Origin of the sequence: Dyella telluris (genome assembly GCF_014297575.1) — a bacterium.
GTDB classification, from domain to species: Bacteria; Pseudomonadota; Gammaproteobacteria; order Xanthomonadales; family Rhodanobacteraceae; genus Dyella; species Dyella telluris.
The window spans coordinates 1-20957 of sequence record NZ_CP060412.1 but is presented as its reverse complement, the minus strand read 5'-3'; the positions used below and the strand labels follow the sequence as shown (position 1 = coordinate 20957).

Below are 20957 nucleotides of genomic sequence, written 5' to 3'. Positions count from 1 at the left end.
TTCACCTGCGCGCAACGGGGCGCGGTCAATCAACTGGCAAGGGGGCGGAATGTGTCACCAGGGCAATGCCGCCCGATGCGGGAGCGGCGCACGCACCTTCCGGACGGCAGGTGCCGGCCGACAACAATCTGCGGGGAGCGTTGCAAGGCAAGGCGAAGCGCGCGGTGCAACCGCATCGCCCTGAGGCACCACAGCACGAGGGACTCCCTCTCCACCTCGATCAGCCAGCCGGCATCGGCATTCATGGCTTCCTCCCCCTGAACAAGCATGATTCGCGTCGCAGCGACGGGTCATCCATCCGGTGGTCGACGATCGCTTTCTTTGTCGCGCGGATCGTTTCCGGGCCGCGTACGCGTCGATGGCACCATCCCCCGTTGCCGTATTCCGCGAGGGTTCCTGCAACCCTCGTGATACATCGGAACACCGTTAGTCTCCGTCCCGCGTGCATGGGTGTGAATACGCCCTAAGCTGCAGGACGCTGCGGCCAATCCGCTGCGGCAAACCCGACGGAATAGGCTGTTAGGGATAGCGCGTGCGCGCTGTCACGGCATCAGGTGTCGCGGCGACAGAAGGCGCGGCGTAGGGTCGCCTGGAAAGTGATACAGGGATGTAACAGGTGGGTCGAAAACGGCTGCGTCAGGGCGCCTGGAAGGCGAACAGCCAGAGGATGGCGCCCTGTGCCGGGGAGCCGCTCCATGTCACCGAATAGGTGCCTGCGGCGTTGACCTGGCGGATGGCGACGGCGCACTGCACGCCGCTGTTCGGGGGCAGGTGAAGGTAGCTGTCCACTACCTTGAAGCCGTCGCCCGGCACGGCAGTCATCGAGTAGATGTACGCGTCGCCCAGCCACACGGCGACCAGCGTGGCCGGGCCGGTGGTGGTGACTGTGCCGCTGGTCAGCAGGGTGCTGGTGGTGTCGGGGCCGCCGACCACTCCTTCCCAGGCGCGGGCCAGCTTGTTGGCCGTCCGTGCAGCGACGCCGGGCGTGGGGTAGTTCTGTGCCACGTCCTGCAGTTTGCCGGCGTGGGCGATCTCGATGAAGGGCATGCTGATCTCGCCGTTCGGCGAGCCGTTCTTGGCGACCTGCACGGTGTGATGCTTGCCGCCGTGTGCGCCGATGGCGATATAGGCGCGCGCATCGAAGCGGGCGTCGTAACCGTTGTAGGTCACCGGGTCGCCCACCAGCTTCCACGTATTGGCGTAACTGTCGGTGGGGGTGGCGTCGTTGTCCGCATGGCCGGCCACCAGCACGAGCAGCGAGCTGCCATCGTCCTGCGTGTGCACGGCCGAGGTGATGGCCGGCGAACTGCCATCGCCTTCAGACTGGGTGAGCAGGGTGTGCGCACCGAGCGTCGGTGGGGTCTGCATGGCGGGAATGGCATCGTCGATGGTGGCCGCGGCCACGGGCAGGGCGAAGGCGAGAAGCAGCGCGAGCGACGTGGTGCGATGGCTGCGGGGGCGCGGGAGGAACGAGGAGAAACCAGCGTGCATGTGTGCATTCTCCTGCCGTATTGATGCGATATTGTGATTGGGTCTGCACCGTGTCAAGCTCGCGGCGCACATCGAATGGACGGCCAAACGATGTAGAAGTACCGGTGGGTTGACCCGGGGCGTCAAGGCCAAGGTTGACGCTTCGGCAGCATGGTTCCGGGAGCGCTGATGACGCACGAAACCGACTTTCTCGATCTGTATCGCCGCCTTGGGCTGGATCCCGGCTGCGAACTGGATGCGTTGAAGCAGGCGTATCGCCGGCACGTCGCCGCCCTCCATCCGGATCGCCGCCAGGGCGCCCCGGCCGACGATCGCGCCGCGGCGCGGTTGCAACGACTCACGGCGCAATACGGTGCCGCCATGGACTTCCATCGCCGCCATGGCCGCCTGCCAGGCGCGCCGCAGGTTGCTTCTCCGGGCATGACGGAAACGCGGAGCGCGCATCTGGGCGAGACGCGTGAACCGGCCGATCCATTCGCCGGCCGACAGGTACCTGCCGGCCATGCCGATGGTTGGCACGAGACCGTGGCGCCGCCAGGGCACCGTCCGCGCGCCAGGCTGGCGGTCGTGTTGCTGGCCGTTGCGTTGCTGACGCTGGGCTGGATGTGGCATGAGTCCTCGCCAACCTCACCAACCTCGACGCCGGACAGCGCCGATGCGGAGGCGCCCGACCAGCGCGGCGCCGGCAACATGCTGGGCGAACCCGCACCCACCGGTGCAGTGTTGTGCCTGGGCATGTCGCCTGACGATGTGCGTGACATCGAAGGCGAGCCCGACGCGGTGCATGGGCGAATCTGGGAGTACGGACCATCCTGGATCCGCTTCGACAACGATCAGGTAGTGGAGTGGCACGAATCGCCGTTGCGGCCGCTGCACGTGGCGGCCATCGGTCCGGCGCGTTGACCATGACGGCACTGGTCGCCAGGCGGCTGCTGCGGGAGATCCGAGGTAGGTCGGATCGCGTCGTATGCTTCCACCACCCGGCGGCCAGTGCGGTCACGCGTGATCAACGCGCTCCGCGGCCGAACAACACCACTTCCACCGTCTGGATCAGGATGAGCATGTCCAGCATGAGGTTGTGGTTCTTCACGTAGAACAGGTCGTATTTGAGCTTCTCGGCCGCTTCCTCGACGGTGGCACCGTAGGGATAGCTCAACTGTGCCCAGCCGGCGAGGCCGGGTTTCAGGCAATGACGCAGGCTGTAGTAGCGGATCTGCGTGGCCAGGTCGGCCACGAACTGGGGGCGCTCCGGCCGCGGGCCGACGATGCTCATGTCGCCCTTCAGTACGTTCCAGAGCTGCGGCAGTTCGTCGATGCGCAGCTTGCGGCTGATGCGGCCGACATGGGTGACACGGTCGTCGTTCTTGGATGCCCAGCGCGCCACGCCATCGCGTTCGGCATCGGTGCGCATGCTGCGGAATTTCAGCAGGAGGAAGGTGCGCCCGTGTGCGCCCACGCGCTCCTGGCGATAAAGAATGGGCTGGCCAGCACCGGATTCGATGCGGATGGCCAGCACTTCCAGCAGCATCAGCGGCCAGCACACCAGCAACAGCAGGGTCGCCGCGCCCAGGTCGAAACAGCGCTTGCTCAGCTGGCGCAGCGGTGTGGCGTTGAATCCACCCGAGAACACCAGCCAGGACGGATCGAGAATGGTCAGCTGCAGGCGACCGGACTCGCGCTCGAAGAACGAGGTGAGGTCGGTAATGGCGATGCCCATCTGGCGGCATTCGAGCAGGTCGTCCATCGGCAGGTGGCCGCGACGGTCGTCCACACCCACCACCACTTCGTCGATCTGCTCGCGCTGCACCAGCACGTGCAGCGGCAAATGCGTGTGGATCAGGTGATCGTCGGGTACGGCCACCGTTTCGTTGGCCCGCGGCACATAACCCACCACGAAGAACCCGCGACGGTCGGTGCGGCGACGCATCTGGTTGTGGATCTGCGCCGCCCGGTTGCCGGCGCCCAGGATCAGCACGCGGCGCTTCAGCGCGTCGACCTCTACCAGTTGCAGGAACAGCGTGCGTACGCCGAACACCAGGGCAAAGCCCAGGGCCAGCGCGATGGCCAGCACGCCGCGGCCGACATAGGCCTGCGGTATCACGTAGTAGCCGATCACCAGCAGCACGCCGCCCAGCACGAAAGCAACGAACTGGCGCGCGACCAGGCCAAAACGCGTCATGCGGATATGCGCCTGATACTGGCCCAGCGCGATCATGCCGATCATGATGATCGTGGCGAAGATGAGCGAACGCTCCGGCAGGTGCGCGCTGAACTCGGCCAGCTGGTCCGGGTTGTAGGCGTAGCGAATATAGGTGGCGAGCGTCAGTGACAGGGCAAGCAGTACGAGCTCGCAGAAGCCGAGCAACATAAGCCAGCGCATGGACTGTCGACGAAGAAAACGAAGCATCCGATCCCCCTTACTTCCCCTAATGCGGTCATGTCCAATGACCGTAAGAGAGGCTATCGCCGAGCCTTCGCGTGTGTCGATGCAACTTACGGAGGACCGAAGGCACAGTCTGTTCGGCTGTCTCAGGCGTGTTACATCCGGATGGTCAGCCGGCGCATCGCGCACGCGGTGCGCGCGAAAGGTCAGACGTGGTGCAGCGTGTGCCGTTCGATATCCACGGCCAGCGCCAGCGAACCCAGCCAGCCCACCGGCATGGCCAGCGGAAACACACGGCACGCACTGGTCTCAGCAGCGACGGCAGGCGGTTCGATGAGGCGCCCATGGTCCGCCTCGATGCTTGCCGGTGGCACGCGCAGGCCTACACCAAACGCCTTGAGCAGCGCTTCCTTGCGCGTCCACAGGTCCAGCAGGGCGCGCGTGCGGGCGTTGCCATCCAGCAAGGCCATGGCGGCAGCTTCGTCGGGTGCGCACAGTACGCTGGCAATGTCCTGCAGGTGCACGCGCGACGGGAGGCCTTCGATATCCACGCCGATGGCCGCGCCCCGCGCTATGGCGATGGCCACCATGGTGCCGCTGTGGCTGAGGCTGGTTGCCAGGCCGCTGCCGGGCAGCAGGGGTTGGCCCTCCGGCGAGCGCGCCAGCTGCACGGCCGCGGGATCGGCATCCAGGGTTATGCCCAGCGCCACGCGCCAGAAGGCATGGGCAATGGTGTAGGTGTGGTGGTCGAGTGCATGGCGGAAGCGGGCGGCGCGTGAGGCCTCCTGCGGCGAAAGCAGGTCCGCCGCTTCGTCCAGCAGCGGCCACCATGGCGTGCTGTCGAACACCACCACGCGCGCCTCGTGGTCGGTGGGTGCAACAAAGCCGCAGGCGCGCAAGGCAGCCGCGACGCGGTGGGTAAAGCGGGAAAAGCTTGCCTGCTGGAGCATGGCTGCGTGCATTCCATTGCCTCTTGCTACAGGAATCCGGCCATCAGCAATGCGCGCAGCTCGTCGGCAAGGCGCAGGCTGAGGGCGACGATGGTGAAGGTGGGGAAGGCCCAGCCGCCGGTCGGGAATACGGAGCTTCCGGCAATGTGCAGGTTGTCCATGCCATGCACCTTGCAGTCGCGATCCACCACGCCCAGTGCCGGATCATCCGACATGCGCGTGGTGCCGATGTGATGGGCCGTGCCGTGGATCTCGGGTTTGGCATCGCCGATGTTGGTCAGCCACGGCGCGAGGGTGAAATGGCCGTTGCAGGAGCGCGCCAGTTCGTTGCCGAATAGCTGCGCCGAGCTGCGATGGGTGTGATGATCCAGCTCCGTAAGGCGCCAGTCCACGCAGACCTTGCGCTGCCCCAGGGCGTCGGTGTCGTCGCCCAGCGTGACGCGGCTGTCGGGGTTGGGCGCCTGTTCGAAGTAGCCCACCAGTTCCACGTGGCTGTTGCGCACCACCGGACGATCGCCCAGCTTGTGCACCACGGCCCTGGCGATGTCGCCGATGCCAAGCCCCAGCTTGAGCGCGGTCAGTCCGACGCTGCTGGGTGCGGTGATGACTTCTCCCAGCGGCGCATTGCGCAGGGCTTCGGACAGGCGCGCTTCAAGCAGCGCATTCTCATCCTGCACGGTCTTGCGCATGGCGGTGCGCAATTCGCGCAAGGCGCGGATGCCACGCGGCAACGGGCCTTCGACGCCGAAGGGATGCACCCGGCCGTTGAGCACGCGCTGCGAGCGCTGGTACTCCGGCGACAGCGCGATCTCGGGAAAAGACATCGGCGCGTTCTTGCCGTGCAGGCGCTCGTAGGGGCGCGTGACGCGATGGGACTCGTCGGCGGTCAGCGTGCCCAGCGTGCCGCTGGGATGGTCCATGAAATAACGGCCGACCACATCGCGCTGGTTGCCGAGGCCCTCGCTCACGACGGAGTTGGACAGCAGCAACAGGCGCGCATTCTCGATGCCACCGGAGGCGAGCACGTATTGGCGCGCGCGGATGCGCCCGCGATGGCCGCCGAGCGAGCCGATGATGGCTTCGCGCACATGCTGGCCATCGGGCGTGGGCAGCAGTTCAAGCAGGTTGGCGTGCAGCAGAACCTTGACGTTGTCGGCGTGATCAAGCACGTCGCGATAGGCATTGCCAAACAGGATCGCGCAGCGCGCGAAGAGCGGATTGATCAGCTTGTCGTCGTCAAACGGAAGCACCGGTCGCGCGGTGGGCGCGGTGAAGGTGCCTTCGGTAAAGGCGATGTCGCCCAGCTGGCAGAACGCACGGGCGCGTGCGTAGTAGGGCTCAAGGTCGGTGAAGCCTATGGGCCAGCCGCTGTGCGGCACCCAGTCACGTGGCTTGAGGTCGTCGCGACCCAGTGGAATGCAGCCGCCACCCCACAGGTTGCAGCTGCCGCCGAACACGCGCATGCGTGACGTGCCGGGATCAAAATCGACATGACCCGCCGAACTGCCTTCATACAGGGCCTGGTTGCGTTGTTCGCCACCCAGTCCGCCGCTTTCAAGCAGGCAGACCTGCACCTGTGTGCCGATGAAACTGTGCGCGATGGCGATGCCGGCCGCGCCGGCACCGATGATGCACAGGTCGGCCTCCACATCCTCCGGATGCGCTCCATCCAAGTAGTCGATGATCACGCCAATCCCCTAGTGACCCACGTCGCGTACTGCCCTCTCGGTCGTGGATCAGGTCCGCGGCGCAGCGCACAGTCGCTAGGGACTAGGGGTGGCCTGGGTGATCACACGCGGTAGTACTCCTTGTACCAGCGTACAAAGTTGTCCACGCCAGTTTCTACCGACACCTGCGGCCTATAGCCAACGGCCTGTATCAGGTCGGTTACATCCGCTTCGGTGTCGGGCACGTCACCCGGCTGCAGCGGCAGCAGTTCCATGATGGCCTTGCGGCCCAGGCAGGCTTCGAGCACTTCGATGTACGTGAGCAGTTCCACCGGCCGCTCGTTGCCTATGTTGAACAGCCGATAGGGTGCAACGCCGCTGGTGGCCGGGTCGGGCTGGTTGCTGTCCCAGTCGACGTTGATGGGCGGCACCTTGTCCAGCGTGCGGATCACGCCTTCGACGATGTCGTCCACGTAGGTGAAGCTGCGTTTGTGCTTGCCGTGGTTGAACACGCGGATGGGTTCGCCGGCGAGAATGGCGCGCGTGAACAGGAACAGCGCCATGTCCGGCCGGCCCCAGGGGCCATACACGGTGAAGAAGCGCAGGCCGGTGCACGGAATGCCGTACAGATGCGCATAACTGTGCGCCATCTGTTCGTTGGCCTTCTTGGTGGCCGCGTACAGCGTGAGCGGATGTTCGGCCGACTTGTGTTCGGAGAAGGGCATGGCGGTGTTGGCGCCATAGACCGAACTGGTGGAGGCGAACACCAGGTGTTCAACACCGTGATGGCGGCAACCTTCCAGCACATGCAGGAAGCCGGTGACGTTGCTGCTGGTGTACACGTGCGGATTCTGCGCGGCATAGCGCACGCCCGCCTGCGCCGCAAGGTGCACCACGCGCTGCGGGCGGTGCTCGGCAAAGGCTTGCTCCATGGCCGCGCGGTCAGCGAGGTCGGCGTGGATGTGGGTGTAGCCCGGGTTGTCCGCGAAGCGCGCCAGGCGCGCTTTCTTCAGGGTGACGTCGTAGTAGTCGTTGAGGCTGTCCAGGCCCACCACTTCGTCGCCGCGCGCCAGCAGGCGCTGGGCGACGTGCGAACCGATGAAGCCTGCCGTACCGGTGACCAACACTTTCATGACGCTATTTCCTTAGAGCCTGTTCCATGGGGTTGAGCAGCGCGGGCTACGGGGAGACATTGAGCTGGCTCTTAGAGTCGACCGTCGACCGCTTCGCGCGGAAGGATGTACTTGACGTCGTAGACCACGGACGATGGCTTGCCGTAGGCACGGATACCCTCGGCGCCCAGGCTGGCGAACTGGCGGTGGCCCACGGCAATGATGACGGCATCGTAGTTGCCCTGGTCGGGTGCGCCGATGGGCGTAAGCGCGTACTCGTGCTCGGCTTCCGCCACATTCACCCACGGATCGTGCACGTCGACCTCGGCGTTGTAGTCGCGCAGCGCGTGCACGATGTCCACCACGCGGGTATTGCGCAGGTCGGGGCAGTTTTCCTTGAAGGCCAGGCCCAGCACCAGCACGCGTGCACGCACGGGGTTGATGCCCTTGCGCACCATCAGGCGGATGACTTCGCTGGCCACGTAGGGGCCCATGCTGTCGTTGGTGCGGCGACCGGCCAGGATCACATCCGGGTGGTGGCCGACTTCCTGGGCCTTGTGGGTGAGGTAGTAGGGATCCACGCTGATGCAGTGGCCGCCAACCAGGCCCGGGCGGAACGGCAGGAAGTTCCACTTGGTGCCAGCCGCCTGCAGCACTTCGAGCGTATCGATGCCCAGCTTGTTGAACAGTATGGACAAGTCGTTCACCAGGGCGATGTTGAGGTCGCGCTGGGTGTTCTCGATGACCTTGGCGGCCTCGGCCACCTTGAGCGAGCTGGCCTTGTGCGTGCCGGCGGTGATGATGGAGCCGTACAGGCGGTCGACGAAATCCGCCGCTTCCGGCGTGGAGCCCGACGTGACCTTGAGGATGCTGGTGACCCGATGCTGCTTGTCGCCCGGGTTGATACGCTCGGGGCTGTAGCCCGCGAAGAAGTCCTTGTTGAAGACGAGTCCCGAGCCCTTTTCCAACAGGGGAACGCAGACTTCTTCAGTGCAACCGGGGTACACGGTTGATTCGTAAACCACGATGTCGCCGCGCTTGAGCACCTTGGCCAGTGCTTCGCTGGCGCGGATCAACGGGGTGAGGTCAGGGCGCTTGGCCGAGTCGATCGGCGTGGGCACGGTAACGATGTAGACATGGCAGCTGGCCAGATCCGCCAGCTGCGAACTGAAGCGCAGGCGTTTGGCTTCCGCCAGTTCTTCGCCGTTGACTTCCAGCGTGTGGTCGACGCCGGACGACAGCTCTTCGATGCGGCGTTGGTTGATGTCAAAACCAGTAGTGTCGTAGTGCTTGCCGAACTCCACTGCCAGTGGCAGTCCGACGTAACCGAGTCCGATGATGGCGAGCTTGGTGTCTTCCAGATTCTGCATGCCGTTCTTCCACTGTTGATGGCGAGGCTAGACCCGCAGGGTATCGATGGATCGATCGAGCCCGTGCGACGTTACATGCCCTCGGATGAATGCAAGCGTGCATAGACGCGTGCGAATGTGCGAACCGGTTGCAGGCGGCGCAAGGCTAGCAGGGTCATCAGGGAATTCCGCTAGGCCAGAGGATGCTTGCCGGATGGCGTATGCGGGAATGTGAGCCGTTGCACCCGGCGGACGCAGTGGTTGCGGGCGAGCTGCAAAATTTCGAGTCGATGCAGGCGGCCGGAGAGGGCCGTTGATCCACTCCTCGCGCATGTCGGGAGTAGCTGGGCAAACTGCCATCCAACAGCAGTATTGCGAATCATTCTCAATATTGTTACCGTAATTTCATGCGAAGCGTGTGGGCCCCCGGCCACGCGCTCCCAGGTTTCCCCCTCAACCCCATGGTGAATGGCTGCCCAGATCCGGGGCGGCCGGTGTTCGCCTGCGCGAAGGATCGAGCATGACCTCCAAGCCCTTTGTTTCCTCCTCGGCCCACCCGCCGGTGCGCCTGATGGCCAGCGCCCTTGGGCTGGCACTGGTGTCGACCTCGGCCATGGCCGCCGCCGACGCGCCCGCCGATAGCAAGGCCGACCCGCAGGACGCCCAGAACCTGGACGGCGTCAAAGTGCGTTCCACCGTGGTCAACACCACCTCGCCCAAGTTCACCGCGCCGCTGCTGGACACGCCGCGCTCGGTCACCGTGGTGCCGCAGCAGGTGATCCAGCAGACTGCGGCCACTTCGCTGCTCGACGTGCTGCGCCAGGTGCCGGGCATCACCTTCGGCGCGGGCGAGGGCGGCAACCCGAACGGCGACCGCCCGATCATCCGTGGCTTCGATTCGGAGAGCTCGGTGTTCATCGACGGCGTGCGCAGCTCCGGCTCGCAGTCGCGCGAGATCTTCGACATCGAGCAGGTCGAGGTGATGAAGGGCCCGAGCTCGGCCTATACCGGCCGAGGCGGTGTGGGCGGCAGCGTAAACCTGGTGACCAAGATGCCCACGGCCACCAACTTCGTGCGCGCCTCGGCCGGGATGGGCACTGACAACTACTACCGCGGCACGGTCGACTGGAATCAGTTGGTTGGCGCCGACACGGCCATCCGCCTCAACGTGATGGGACACAGCAACGACGTGCCGGGGCGCAACGGTCCGGACATGTCGCGCTGGGGCATCGCGCCATCGGTCACCTTCGGTCTGCATTCGGCGACCAGCGTCACGCTGAGCTACTACCACCTGCAGAGTGACGACACGCCGGACAGTGGCATTCCGTACAACAACCCGTTTGCCGCCACGAGCCCGTACGCGAGCCTCAATGGCGACGGTCGCCCGTATTCGGTGCCGCGCGGTACCTATTACGGTTGGCTGGCCCGCGATTACCAGAAGCAGAGCAACGACGTCGGCACCATCCTGCTCAAACATGATTTCGGTGACGGCTGGCTGCTGCGCAATACCACGGTGTATGGGCGCTCCACCAACGATTACATCTGGACGCAGCCAGACGACAGCCAGGGCAACTTCCTGTTGAATGGCGGCATTTGGCGCCGCAACAACAACCGCGACAGCAACACCACCAACCTCACCAACCAGACCGACCTCACCGGCGAGTTCGAAACCGGCTCGCTGAAGCACAGCCTGGCCGCCGGCATCGAGCTGAGCAGCGAGAAGACCCACCGCACCAGCTATCTGGTGGACCCGGCGAAGAACGCCAGCGACACCCATAACACCGGTTCCATCGTCAACGGCGCCTGCAGCAGCAAGTACGGTATCGGTGCAGCGTCCAACTACTGGTGCACCAGCGCGCAGAACCCCACGCCGAACGACCCCTTCACCGGCGCGATCATCGGCGGGCAGAATCCCACGCGCATCGTCACTGACACGCGTTCGGCCTGGGCCTTCGACACGGTGACGTTCAATCCGCAGTGGTCGCTCAATGGTGGCCTGCGTTTCGACAGCTACAGCACGCGTTCCACGGCCACCACGACCACCACCGGCGCGGTGGCCCGCCTCAGCAACGATTCCAGCTTCTGGAACTACCAGCTGGGCCTGGTCTACAAGCCGGCGGCCAACGGCAGCATCTATGTGTCGTGGGGCACGTCGTCCAATCCGCCGGGCGTGGACGCCGGTGATGGCGCGGATGGCCTGGCGGTGACCAACGAAGACCTCAAGCCCGAAAGCAGCCGCAATATCGAGCTGGGTACCAAGTGGGATGTGCTGGGTCAGCGTCTGTCGCTGACGGCGGCAGTGTTCCGCAGCGAGAAGACCAATGCGCGCGTGGCAACGGGTGGTCGCGGCAGCCCGCAGATCAATGCAGGCGAGCAGCGCGTGGATGGCGTGGAGCTCGGTTTCAGTGGCCAGGTCACCGAGCGCTGGAACGTGTATGGCGGCTACACCTATCTGGACAGCGAGCTGGTGAAGACCGGACCGGGCGACGCGGCCAGTCAGGGCAACGTGTTCCCCAATACGCCGAAGAACAGCTTCATCCTGTGGACCACCTATGCCATCACCTCGCAGTGGACGGTGGGCGGAGGCGCCTATTACCAGGACAAGGTGTTCGGCAACACGGCGAACACCAAGTGGGTGCCGTCGTACACCCGTTTTGATGCCATGGTGTCCTACGTCGTGAACCCGCATCTGTCGCTGCAGCTCAATGTGCAGAACCTTGCGAACCGCTACTACTTCGACAAGGCCTATGCCGCACATTACGCGTCGGTGGCCCCGGGTCGGGTGGGTATGCTCACGGCCAACTTCAGTTTCTGATACGGTCACACGGCACGGTCGCGCCTTTCGGTCCGGAGGGTGCGACCGATGGGTCAAGACAGGAAATGCAATGCTGCTCCACGTTCCCGATGTATTGAATGCCGACGAGCTCGCCCAAGGCCGGCAACGCCTTGCGCAGGCTTCGTGGAACGAGGATGGGGCTGCGGCAGGCCACGGCCGGCAACTGCCTGGTGACAGCGCCGAAGCGCGGGAGCTGGATGCGCTGGTGAGCGCGGCGCTCCATCGCAATACCACCTTTTTTGCCGGCGCCTTGCCGCGTCACATCTCTCCGCCGCAGTTCCGTGGCTATCGACCGGGGCAGTCGTCGGGCGCCCGCGTGGATAACGCCATTCGCATCGACCGCGGCACCGGTGACGGTGCGACGATCCGCACGGACTTGTTGGCCGTACTGTTCTTCAGTGGCCCGGACGAGTACGACGGTGGCGACATGGTCGTCGAGGATACCTACGGCTCGCACACGGTGCGCCTTGCCGCTGGCGACATGATTCTTTATCCGGCCAGCAGCCTGCATCGCGTGGAGCCCGTATTGCGTGGCGAGCGGGTGGAAGCGCAGCTCTGGATCCAGAGCCTTGTGCGCGACGAAGCGCAGCGTCGCCTGTTGCTGGAACTGGATGTATCCATCCAGAGCCTGGCGCAGGCGGAGGCGCCGCAGGCGGACGTTCTGCGCCTGACCGGCGTTTATCACAACCTGTTGCGCACGTGGTCCGAAACATGACGGCAATACATAGCGTCGCCAATCCCAACGATGGTTTTCCGCAGCTGCTGCGGAGCGATCCTGCCCGCGCGCTTGGCATGTTGCGGGTGCAGGCGCTGGCCGGCGACAGCGCGTCGCAGCTGGCTCTTGGTCAGATGCACCTGGAAGGCATCGGCTGCGAGCGCAATGGCGCGGAGGCGCGCTACTGGTTCCAGCATGCGGCGCACCAGGGCGATGCCATGGCCATGAACATGCTGGGGCGCTGCCTGGAAAACGGGTGGGGTGGTGCGGCCGATCCCGAGCTGGCCGCGGTGTGGTATCGCGAGGCGGCCACGCATGGTTCCGACTGGGGCATGTACAACTTTGCGCACGTGCTGGCCAACGGTCGCGGCGTGAAGGCTGACCGTGCCGCCGCGTTTCAGTGGTTTGCCCGTGCGGCGGAGCTGGGACATGCCCGCGCCATGCATTTTCTGGGGCAGTACTACGAGTTCGGTTGGGAAACCGAGGTCGATGCGGAGCGTGCGCGCGAGTTGTATCGCTGCTCGGCGGAAAAGGGCGATTACCGCGGGCAATGCAGCTGGGCGTCGGTGCTTGCCGAGCAGGGGCGCATCGAGGAAGCCAGCGCCTTGTTGCGTCGCGTGCTGGTTGCGTCGCCCGCGTACTTCGCCGACGCGCTGCGCGAAGACCTGTCCCGCTCGACGCATCCGGAGTTGCGCGCACTGGCGACCCTGGCCCCGGTATAAGAACGCCTCCGCAAGGGAGGCGTTCCGTGGTGCAGGCTGAGCTTACGCCCAGTTGTTGTCGTCGAATCCGCCGTCGCTATCGTCGAAGTCGTTGTTCGACGAGAAATCGTTCGAGGCGAAGTCGTCGCGATCGCGGTGATCGCCAAGGCGATCGTTGTTGTCGTCGTAGTAGGTGTTGTTCTCGGTGATGTTCTCCACCACCGTCGGCTGTCCGCCGCCACCGAAGAAGCCACCGCCATGGTGGCCGCCGCCCAGCAGGTTCTCGATGCCGTCGAACAGGAACATGCCGCCCGCCACGCCGGCGGCGGTGGTGGCTGCCTGCGAAAGGAAGGATGGCGCGGCCGGTGCCGGCTGCGCCGGTGCGCTGCCGAACAGGCGGTCACGCCAGCTTGGCGGGGCCTGTTGCGGCATGGCTTGCTGGGGCATGGGTTGCTGAGGCATCGGCGGCGGTGCGGCGCCCCAGGCCGGTGCCGGCTGGCCACCGAGGAAACTCCCGCCGCCCTGCTGGCCGGCAAGCTGGGCCTGCAGTTGAGCGATCTGCGCCTTGGCACTGTCGAGCGCCTGTTGCTGCAGCAAGCTGCGCTGTACCAGCAGATACAGGGCGTCGGGCTGCGCGGCCAGTCGCTGGCGGATCAGCGCGTCGGCCTGTGCGTCCTTGGCCACGCTGCCAGCGGCGACAAGGCGCTGGAGAAAATCATCGATGAGCTGTTGTTCCTGCGGGGTCATGACTGGCGAATCTCCGTGGGACGGCAAGTAACGAATACTGTGGCGGCCGTTTTGTTGGGGCTGCAGTGCCGGAAGTGTGACCGCCACGCGTGACATCAAGGCCCAGGCCGCTGTCGTTTTCCTTGCAGTCAGCGAATGCGCAAGCTCTTTCGACCAGAGGCATGATGGGGCGCACGCCTGGATTACTGACATCACCTGTCAGCAGCAGCGTTTCGGAAGCGGGCAGGGGTGTGGGCTTCGCAAATAGCTGCAGGCATCATGGGCGCATTGCTTCCTCGCGGCCGTCCCCATGTCCTCTCGTTCGACGCTCGGTCCGGTCGCGCTCGCGATCGGTGCATTGCTGATCAGCATGGTGTCCTATCAGTGCGGTGCGTCGCTGGCCAAGCACCTGTTTCCGGCGGTGGGTGCGCAGGGCGCAACCGCTTATCGTCTGGGCCTGAGTGCGCTGATCCTGCTGCTCTGGCGCCGCCCGTGGCGACGGGTGGGGGCAGGGACGAACTGGCGCTCGCTGTGGGCCTATGGGCTATCGATGGGCGCGATGAACCTGGTGTTCTACATGTCGCTGCGCTCGATTCCGCTGGGCATCGCGGTGGCGCTGGAGTTCACTGGCCCGTTGGCGCTGGCGCTGTTCAGTTCGCGTCGCCTGATCGATTTCGTGTGGATCGCCCTGGTGGTTGCGGGCCTGCTCCTGTTGTTGCCACTGCGCGGCGAGGTGCAATCGCTTGATCCCGTGGGCGTGATGTATGCGCTGGCTGCCGGGCTGGGCTGGGCGCTGTACATCGTGTTCGGAAAGAAGGCGGGCGAGGCTCATGGGGGCGATGCCGTGACTTGGGGTACGTCGATCGGGGCCTTGCTCGCCATTCCGTTTGGCGTGGCGCATGCGGGAAGTGCGTTGTTTTCTCCCTCGCTGCTGCCCTACGCGCTGGGCGTGGCCGTGCTCAGCTCGGCCTTGCCGTATTCGCTGGAAATGGTGTCGCTGACGCGACTGCCTGCGCGCACTTTCAGCACCCTGTTGAGCCTGGAGCCAGCCGTGGCGGCGATGGCGGGCGTGATGCTGCTGGGTGAACGCCTGAGCCTTCTGCAATGGACGGCCATCGTGGCGATCATCGTGGCGGCTGCCGGCACGGCGTTGAGCGTGCGGCGCCCGGCCCTCAGCGAGCCGCCGCTGGTCAACTGACGGCCATCAATCCGGTTGGCGGAGCGCGTCATCACGGCTTCGCCATCGGTGCGGAACGCCCAAAACAAAACAGCGCTTCACGCCGCAAGGCATAAAGCGCTGTTCGGTGTTGTCTGAGTGGTGGAGCCAGGGAGGATCGAACTCCCGACCTCGTCATTGCGAACGACGCGCTCTCCCAGCTGAGCTATGGCCCCACACGAGCCATTGATGGTAGCAGCGAACTCCGGCGCTCGCCAAGCCCCCGGCGCAGGCTCAGGGAAGCAGGCTGCTCAAGGGTTCGAACAGGACGCCACGTCGCCAGCCTTCCAGGAAATCGGGCCATTCGGCAGTGACGACGTACTCCTCCAGCACCTTGCGCGGGCACAGCAGGCCAGGGGGTAGTTCGAGCTGCTCGGCGTGCTTGTCCACGCTGTCCTTCATGGCCGCAAGCGCGCGCTTGGCTTCGCCCTGGGGCGATTCGAGGATGGGGCCGGTGGCGGAAATTTCATCGGCATCGACCGGACGTTGCAGTAGGTCGAGCAACTCCACGCGTTGCGGTGAACGCAGCGCGCGCTGTCCACGCGTGCGTTCCTCCAGCTCACGGGCGGAACGCGGCGGCTGCTGGGCCAGGCTCATGGCCGCGGCGTCTTCGAGCAGCCACGGTCGCGGACGATCCAGCGAGCGGGCGGACTGGTCGCGCCACAACAGCACGCGGCGGAGCAGGGCTTGTTGCTCCGGGCGCCATTCGGACGCGCTGCGAAAGCCGCGCTGGGGTTGCGGATCGCCCTCGCGATAGCATGCGCGCTGCTTGAGCCGCTCGCAGTCTTCGGCGTGCCATGCCGTGCGATCACGCTGGGCGAGTCGTTCGGCCAGCTGCTCGTGCACCGTCTTCAGGTACACCACGTCGAGCGTGGCGTAGACGCGCTGCGAATCGGTGAGCGGTCGCTGCAGCCAGTCCGAGCGGGTTTCGCCCTTGTCCAGTTCCGCGCCGGCGAGCTCGGCCACCAGGGCGCGGTAACTGATGCCCAACCCCATGCCGACGAACGCGGCGGCGATCTGCGTATCGAACAGTTGGCGCGGGCCGTGGGGCAGCAGCGGTGAAAGGGCTTCCAGATCCTCGCTGGCGCTGTGCATCACGGTGACGGCGTTGCCCTCGCCAATCAGCGGGCGCAGCGCATCGTTGATGTCGAAAGCCAGTGGGTCCACCAGGGCGTAGCGACCATTCCAACCCAGCTGGATGAGTGCCAGCTGCGGATAGAAGGTGTTCCGGCGCATGAACTCGGTGTCGAAGCCCAGCGCGGCATCGCCCGGCAGTTCGGCGAGCCAGGCCTGCAGGTCTTCGCGCCGCTGGATCCAGTCGGCGTGGGGCGCTAGGGAGGAATCTTGTTGCATGCGTCTTCCTGGCGATGCCGGACTTGCACGAGTGCATTGTCCTGACATCGGTTTGTGCCTAAGGTTTAGATTGCGCACCATAGCAGGCCGCCCAGGGACGCCCAACATGCCGAGCAAGGAAACCGTACGACGACAGCGATCCCTCGGTGGTGCCGTGGGTGTCGTCGTGCTGGCGCTCGCCCTCGTCTATCACTTCTTCCCGCGCGTGTTCCACGTCGAGCCCTCGTCCGCTCCTTCGCACCGGGCGATGAACCTGGGGCCGGCTACTGCCGCGGCGCCGACGGCATCGTTGCATTTGCCCGAGCCGAGCGAGGTGGATGCGGGCCCGCCGTTGACGCTGGCTCCCACCGATGTGGTGGTGGCGCGGTTGAGCAAGAAAAACACGAACCTCCCCGAACAGCTGAGCGCGGATACGCCGGAGGTCGATGCCCTGATCACGCGCGCGGCCAAGGCCCTGAAGGCGGGACAGCTGGCAGGGGACGAGAACAGTGCCGCGGCGTTGTTCGGGCAGGCGCTCAAGGACAAGCCCGATAGTCGTCGTGCCGCACAGGGCCTGTTCGAAGTGCGTGCCCGCCTGGAAGCGGAGATCAACCAGGATCTTGCCGTGGGCGATGCGGAGTCGGCCAGCGATCTGCTCGACAGCCTCAAGCTCATTCCCGATTCCGGGGATGACGTGAACCAGCTGCAGGCCAAGCTGAAGACGCTGTCCCAGGTCAGGCCCTTGCTGGCCAAGGCGGCCACGCTGCTGCAGCAGGGGAATGCCGACCAGCCGACCGGCAATAACGCGATGGAGATTTATCGCCAGGTGCAGCAGCTCGACCCGGACAATGCAGTGGCCGCGCAGGGAACCCTGCAGGTGCAGCGCGTGATCCTCGACCGGGCGCTGGCTGCCATCGCGCAGAACGATTTCAAGGCGGCGGATGAGGCCCTGGCCGAGGCCGCGCAGATCGCCCCCGATTCGCAGGCGCTGCGCGACGTGCACGGTCGCGTGGACAGCTTGCGGCAGGGACGCGCCAATGGCCTGCTGGCACAGGCGCGTTCAGCGCTCGACTCGGGCAACCTGGCCCTGGCCCAGCAGCTGGCGGACCAGGCCAAGGCGATCAGCCCGGATCTGGCCGGACTGGCTGATTTCGGCGAGCGCATCACCAACGCACGCCTGTACGCGAGTTACAAGCCCGGGCAGGTCTTCTCCGACCGCTTTGCCGACATTCCCGGACAGGCGCCCTCCATGGTGGTCGTGCCGACGGGCAGCTTCCAGATGGGTGCCCCGGATGGCGAGACCGGCCGCGAAGATGCCGAAACCCCGCAGCACGAAGTCACGATTTCCAAGGGTTTTGCCTTGTCACGCACGTCCGTCACGGTGGGGCAGTTCCGGGAGTTCGTCCGCGCCAGTGGCTACCAGCCCGACTCGGTGAAGCTGGGTGGAGCCAGCGTGTATGACGAGGGCTCGGGCGCCATGCGCGACGACACCAGCGCCGGCTGGCAGACCGATTATGCGGGACGCAATGCAGACAACCGCCTGCCGGTGGTCAATGTGTCCTGGAATGACGCTAAGGCTTACGTGGACTGGCTTAGCCAGCGCACTGGCAAGACCTACCGGTTGCCCAGCGAGGCCGAGTTCGAGTACGCCCTGAGGGGCGGCACCACCACACGTTATTGGTGGGGCGATGGCGCGCCCAGCAGCAAAGTGGAGAATCTCACGGGTTCCGGAGACCGCTCGCCGAGTGGGCGCCGCTGGAGCAATGCCTTCCAAGGTTATCGCGACGGCTTCTGGGGGCCGGCGCCGGCGATGAGCTTCGCGGCCAATCCCTTTGGCCTGTACGACATGGATGGCAACGTGTCGGAATGGGTCCAGGACTGCTGGCACGACAGCTACCTGCGCGCCCCTCGCGACGGCAGCGCCTGGGTCAATCCGGGGTGTGGCAGCCGGGTGGTGCGTGGCGGTTCATGGGGCAGCTCGCCGGACCAGGTGCGCTCGGCCTACCGGCAGGGCGCGGACGCCAGCGTGCGCAGCGGACGCGTGGGCATCCGGGTCTTGCGCGAGCTTTGAACGCAGGGTCTGGACGAGCCGGGATGGCCGTGTCGCAGGCACCTGGAGACCTTTGGGCCAGCCGCGTTCCCCCGCTTGTGCTGGCCCCTGCACGAACCGTAAAATGACCCGCTTTCGTGTAAGGGAATCATCGACTTAGGGGCGGAGCGCCCGGGAGCTGGCGGGGCGGGGCATGAAGGGTTTTCCATCCTTTTATTTCCTTGTGAATCCGAGGCTTGCGGACACTTCCTCTTGGTTGTTCTGATGCGAAAGTGGCGGAATTGGTAGACGCACTGGATTTAGGTTCCAGCGGGTAACCCCGTGAGGGTTCGAGTCCCTCCTTTCGCACCATCCCTTATGGTTTTTTCTTTTTTGCAGGCGGCCAGGGGCCGCCAGGCGCCTTTGACGGGCGCCCTTACCGTTACACCAGGAGACGTCATGCAGGTTTCGGTTGAAAACGTCGGCAAGCTCGAGCGCAAGCTCACGGTGAAGTTCCCCGCGGAGCGCTTCGAGTCGCAGGTCAGCGCGCGCATCGCCGAAATGGGTCGCACCGTGCGCCTCAAGGGCTTCCGTCCGGGCAAGGTGCCGACCGCGGTGATCCAGCAGCGTTTCGGTGACCAGGTGCGTGGTGAAGTGCTCTCCGACCTGATCGGCAGCACGCTGCGTGAGGCCGTCAACCAGGAAAACCTGCGTCCGATCGCCAACCCGTCGATCGACACCACGGGCCGTCCGGAAAATGGCGAAATCGCCTACACCGCCACCTTCGAAGTGATGCCGGAATTCCCGGAAATCGACGTTGCCAAGCTCGCGATCAGCCGCCCCGTGGCTGAAGTCAGCGACGCCGACATCGAGAAGATGATCGAGACCCTGCGCATGCAGCGTCGCAGCTTCGACCCGGTCGAGCGCGCCTCGGCCGAGGGTGACTTCGTGATGTTCGAATACTCCGCGCAGGCGGGCGACTACCGCTTCCCGACGGAAGGCCTGGAGCGTGCCGGCAGCGTGCTGGGTTCGGGCAACCTCTTCAAGGCGCTGGACGAAGTGCTGACCGGTCGCAAGGCCGATGAAGAGTTCGACGCCGACGTCGAATTCCCGGCTGATTTCCGCAACGAAGGCCTGGCTGGCAAGACCGCCCAGTGCCACTTCAAGATCATCAAGGTGCAGGAGCCGAAGCTGCCGGAAGTGGACGCCGAGTTCGCCCAGCTGTTTGGCATCAATGACGGTGACCTGGAGCAGTTCCGCAAAGAAGTGCGCGCCAACCTCGAGCGCGAGCTGAAGGCCACCCTGATGGCCCGCCTGAAGTCCGAAGTGGCCGAGAAGCTGGCCGACGCGCATCCGGACCTGGACGTGCCGAACGTGATGATCCAGTCCGAGGCTCATGCCCTGGCCCAGAACAGCGTTCCGCGTGGCCAGCAGGTGCCGCCGCAGCTGATCGAGGCTGCCTCGCCGGTCGCCCGCAAGCGCGTCGTCGCCGGTCTGCTGATGGGTGAGATCGCCCGCAAGCAGGCGCTGGTCATCGACCGCAGCCGCGTCGCCGAGCAGCTGGCCGCCATTGCCTCGACGTACGAGGAGCCGGAGAAGGTTGTTGAACTTTACAACCGTGACCCCCAACTGATGTCAGGGCTGCAGAACCGCGTGATGGAAGACCAGGTGGCAGAGTGGGTGGCAGATCACGCCGCGACCACCGTGCAGAACCTGGGCTTCGACGAGGTGATGCGCCCGGTCAGTGCCTGAGGCATCCTTCAGGCGAATTAACCGGAGAGCGACACGCATGGCTATGGACCCGATCCAGAACCTCAACCTTGTACCGATGGTCGTCGAGCAGACCGCTCGCGGCGAACGTTCGTACGACATCTACTCGCGTCTCCTCAAGGAGCGCGTGATCTTCCTCGTGGGCGAGGTGAACGATCAGGTAGCCAACCTGCTGGTCGCGCAGATGCTGTTCCTCGAGTCCGAAAACCCGGACAAGGACATCCATCTGTACATCAACAGCCCGGGCGGTGCCGTCACCGCCGGGCTGGCGATCTACGACACCATGCAGTTCATCAAGCCCGACGTCAGCACCATGTGCATCGGGCAGGCCTGCAGCGCAGCCTCGCTGTTGCTGATGGCCGGCGCCAAGGGCAAGCGCTATTCGCTGCCCAACTCGCGGGTGATGATCCACCAGCCGTCGGGCGGTGCCCGCGGCCAGGCGACCGACATCGAAATCCAGGCACAGGAAATCCTGTACCTGCGCCGCCGCCTGAACGACATCTACGTTCAGCACACCGGCCAGCCCCTGGAGAAGATCGAGCGGGACATGGAGCGCGACCGCTTCATGAGCGCCGAGGCGGCCAAGGAGTACGGCCTGATCGATCAGGTCCTGGACCGCCGCGCGGTCGAATCGGTGAAATCTTCCTGATTTCAGGTATTTGGTACCGGGTTTGCAAGTC

At 65.2% G+C, this 20957-nt stretch carries 17 protein-coding genes and 2 tRNA genes; 9 read left to right on the top strand and 10 right to left on the bottom strand.

From position 1 onward, the window contains the following. Window positions 1–29: 29 nt before the first annotated feature. Entirely contained in the window at window positions 30–245 is a 216-nt protein-coding gene (locus H8F01_RS00095; protein WP_187057079.1) for a hypothetical protein, read from the bottom strand. Between the two features lie 391 nt (window positions 246–636). After that, window positions 637–1491 (bottom strand): hypothetical protein, encoded by an 855-nt coding sequence (locus H8F01_RS00090; RefSeq protein ID WP_187057078.1) that lies wholly within the window; start codon window positions 1489–1491, stop codon window positions 637–639. 168 nt (window positions 1492–1659) lie between these two features. Between H8F01_RS00090 and H8F01_RS00085 the strand changes: the two genes are divergently transcribed. After that, the gene (locus H8F01_RS00085; protein ID WP_187057077.1) at window positions 1660–2394 is read left to right on the top strand and encodes a J domain-containing protein; all 735 of its coding nucleotides are present in this window, start codon (window positions 1660–1662) and stop codon (window positions 2392–2394) included. A gap of 103 nt (window positions 2395–2497) precedes the next feature. On the opposite strand, the gene H8F01_RS00080 is transcribed toward H8F01_RS00085, so the two are convergent. The 5 genes from H8F01_RS00080 to tviB form a co-directional block, all read right to left on the bottom strand. Next, window positions 2498–3898, bottom strand: coding sequence for a TIGR03013 family XrtA/PEP-CTERM system glycosyltransferase (locus H8F01_RS00080; RefSeq protein WP_238481095.1), 1401 nt, complete (start codon window positions 3896–3898; stop codon window positions 2498–2500). A gap of 182 nt (window positions 3899–4080) precedes the next feature. Next, window positions 4081–4824 carry a 4'-phosphopantetheinyl transferase family protein gene (locus H8F01_RS00075; protein WP_187057076.1) on the bottom strand — a complete coding sequence of 248 codons (744 nt, stop codon included), beginning with the start codon at window positions 4822–4824 and terminating at the stop codon, window positions 4081–4083. Between the two features lie 26 nt (window positions 4825–4850). Continuing rightward, entirely contained in the window at window positions 4851–6512 is a 1662-nt protein-coding gene (locus tag H8F01_RS00070; RefSeq protein ID WP_187057075.1) for a GMC oxidoreductase, read from the bottom strand. A 101-nt stretch (window positions 6513–6613) separates the two neighbouring features. Continuing rightward, on the bottom strand, window positions 6614–7624 hold the full coding sequence (locus H8F01_RS00065; RefSeq protein WP_187057074.1) for an NAD-dependent epimerase: 1011 nt from the start codon (window positions 7622–7624) through the stop codon (window positions 6614–6616). 71 nt (window positions 7625–7695) lie between these two features. Next, complete coding sequence (tviB, locus tag H8F01_RS00060; protein WP_187057073.1) at window positions 7696–8973, bottom strand: Vi polysaccharide biosynthesis UDP-N-acetylglucosamine C-6 dehydrogenase TviB; 1278 nt, start codon at window positions 8971–8973, stop codon at window positions 7696–7698. A 499-nt stretch (window positions 8974–9472) separates the two neighbouring features. On the opposite strand from tviB, the gene H8F01_RS00055 reads away from it, so the two are divergent. The 3 genes from H8F01_RS00055 to H8F01_RS00045 all read left to right on the top strand — a co-directional run bounded on the left by H8F01_RS00055 (window position 9473) and on the right by H8F01_RS00045 (window position 13225). Then, window positions 9473–11767, top strand: coding sequence for a TonB-dependent receptor (locus H8F01_RS00055; protein ID WP_187057072.1), 2295 nt, complete (start codon window positions 9473–9475; stop codon window positions 11765–11767). 70 nt (window positions 11768–11837) lie between these two features. After that, the gene (locus tag H8F01_RS00050; RefSeq protein ID WP_187057071.1) at window positions 11838–12503 is read left to right on the top strand and encodes a Fe2+-dependent dioxygenase; all 666 of its coding nucleotides are present in this window, start codon (window positions 11838–11840) and stop codon (window positions 12501–12503) included. Beyond that, window positions 12500–13225 carry a tetratricopeptide repeat protein gene (locus H8F01_RS00045; RefSeq protein WP_187057070.1) on the top strand — a complete coding sequence of 242 codons (726 nt, stop codon included), beginning with the start codon at window positions 12500–12502 and terminating at the stop codon, window positions 13223–13225. The genes H8F01_RS00050 and H8F01_RS00045 overlap by 4 nt, the downstream gene beginning before the upstream one ends. 42 nt (window positions 13226–13267) lie before the next feature. Here the strand turns inward: H8F01_RS00045 and H8F01_RS00040 are convergent, their stop codons facing one another. Then, window positions 13268–13951, bottom strand: coding sequence for a DUF2076 family protein (locus H8F01_RS00040; RefSeq protein WP_238481094.1), 684 nt, complete (start codon window positions 13949–13951; stop codon window positions 13268–13270). Window positions 13952–14240: 289 nt separating this feature from the next. Here H8F01_RS00040 and H8F01_RS00035 point away from each other — a divergent pair, with 289 nt between their 5' ends. Beyond that, a complete protein-coding gene (locus tag H8F01_RS00035; protein ID WP_187057068.1) occupies window positions 14241–15128 on the top strand; it encodes an EamA family transporter in 888 nt (295 codons plus the stop codon). Window positions 15129–15246: 118 nt separating this feature from the next. On the opposite strand, the gene H8F01_RS00030 is transcribed toward H8F01_RS00035, so the two are convergent. Continuing rightward, window positions 15247–15322: transfer RNA gene (locus tag H8F01_RS00030), tRNA-Ala, on the bottom strand. Between the two features lie 58 nt (window positions 15323–15380). Continuing rightward, window positions 15381–16499, bottom strand: coding sequence for a ribonuclease D (gene rnd / locus H8F01_RS00025; protein WP_187057067.1), 1119 nt, complete (start codon window positions 16497–16499; stop codon window positions 15381–15383). Window positions 16500–16605: 106 nt separating this feature from the next. On the opposite strand from rnd, the gene H8F01_RS00020 reads away from it, so the two are divergent. The 4 genes from H8F01_RS00020 to clpP all read left to right on the top strand — a co-directional run bounded on the left by H8F01_RS00020 (window position 16606) and on the right by clpP (window position 20926). Beyond that, complete coding sequence (locus H8F01_RS00020) at window positions 16606–18549, top strand: formylglycine-generating enzyme family protein (protein WP_187057066.1); 1944 nt, start codon at window positions 16606–16608, stop codon at window positions 18547–18549. 245 nt (window positions 18550–18794) lie between these two features. Then, a tRNA-Leu gene (locus H8F01_RS00015) sits at window positions 18795–18879 on the top strand. Window positions 18880–18966: 87 nt separating this feature from the next. Next, window positions 18967–20259: a trigger factor gene (gene tig, locus H8F01_RS00010; protein WP_187057065.1), complete on the top strand. Its 1293-nt coding sequence runs from the start codon at window positions 18967–18969 to the stop codon at window positions 20257–20259. Between the two features lie 37 nt (window positions 20260–20296). After that, window positions 20297–20926, top strand: a complete 630-nt coding sequence (clpP, locus tag H8F01_RS00005) for an ATP-dependent Clp endopeptidase proteolytic subunit ClpP (protein ID WP_187057064.1) — start codon at window positions 20297–20299, stop codon at window positions 20924–20926. Window positions 20927–20957 lie beyond the last annotated feature (31 nt).

Bases quoted from the DNA above. Each gene is read 5' to 3' on its own strand.
- H8F01_RS00050 (WP_187057071.1), top strand. From the start codon at position 11,838: ATGCTGCTCCACGTTCCCGATGTATTGAATGCCGACGAGCTCGCCCAA.
- H8F01_RS00075 (WP_187057076.1), bottom strand. From the start codon at position 4,824: ATGCTCCAGCAGGCAAGCTTTTCCCGCTTTACCCACCGCGTCGCGGCT.
- H8F01_RS00020 (WP_187057066.1), top strand. From the start codon at position 16,606: ATGCCGAGCAAGGAAACCGTACGACGACAGCGATCCCTCGGTGGTGCC.
- H8F01_RS00065 (WP_187057074.1), bottom strand. From the start codon at position 7,624: ATGAAAGTGTTGGTCACCGGTACGGCAGGCTTCATCGGTTCGCACGTC.
- H8F01_RS00095 (WP_187057079.1), bottom strand. From the start codon at position 245: ATGAATGCCGATGCCGGCTGGCTGATCGAGGTGGAGAGGGAGTCCCTC.
- H8F01_RS00035 (WP_187057068.1), top strand. From the start codon at position 14,241: ATGTCCTCTCGTTCGACGCTCGGTCCGGTCGCGCTCGCGATCGGTGCA.
- tviB (WP_187057073.1), bottom strand. From the start codon at position 8,973: ATGCAGAATCTGGAAGACACCAAGCTCGCCATCATCGGACTCGGTTAC.
- H8F01_RS00080 (WP_238481095.1), bottom strand. From the start codon at position 3,898: ATGCTTCGTTTTCTTCGTCGACAGTCCATGCGCTGGCTTATGTTGCTC.
- tig (WP_187057065.1), top strand. From the start codon at position 18,967: ATGCAGGTTTCGGTTGAAAACGTCGGCAAGCTCGAGCGCAAGCTCACG.
- H8F01_RS00085 (WP_187057077.1), top strand. From the start codon at position 1,660: ATGACGCACGAAACCGACTTTCTCGATCTGTATCGCCGCCTTGGGCTG.
- clpP (WP_187057064.1), top strand. From the start codon at position 20,297: ATGGCTATGGACCCGATCCAGAACCTCAACCTTGTACCGATGGTCGTC.
- H8F01_RS00090 (WP_187057078.1), bottom strand. From the start codon at position 1,491: ATGCACGCTGGTTTCTCCTCGTTCCTCCCGCGCCCCCGCAGCCATCGC.
- H8F01_RS00040 (WP_238481094.1), bottom strand. From the start codon at position 13,951: ATGACCCCGCAGGAACAACAGCTCATCGATGATTTTCTCCAGCGCCTT.
- rnd (WP_187057067.1), bottom strand. From the start codon at position 16,499: ATGCAACAAGATTCCTCCCTAGCGCCCCACGCCGACTGGATCCAGCGG.
- H8F01_RS00045 (WP_187057070.1), top strand. From the start codon at position 12,500: ATGACGGCAATACATAGCGTCGCCAATCCCAACGATGGTTTTCCGCAG.
- H8F01_RS00055 (WP_187057072.1), top strand. From the start codon at position 9,473: ATGACCTCCAAGCCCTTTGTTTCCTCCTCGGCCCACCCGCCGGTGCGC.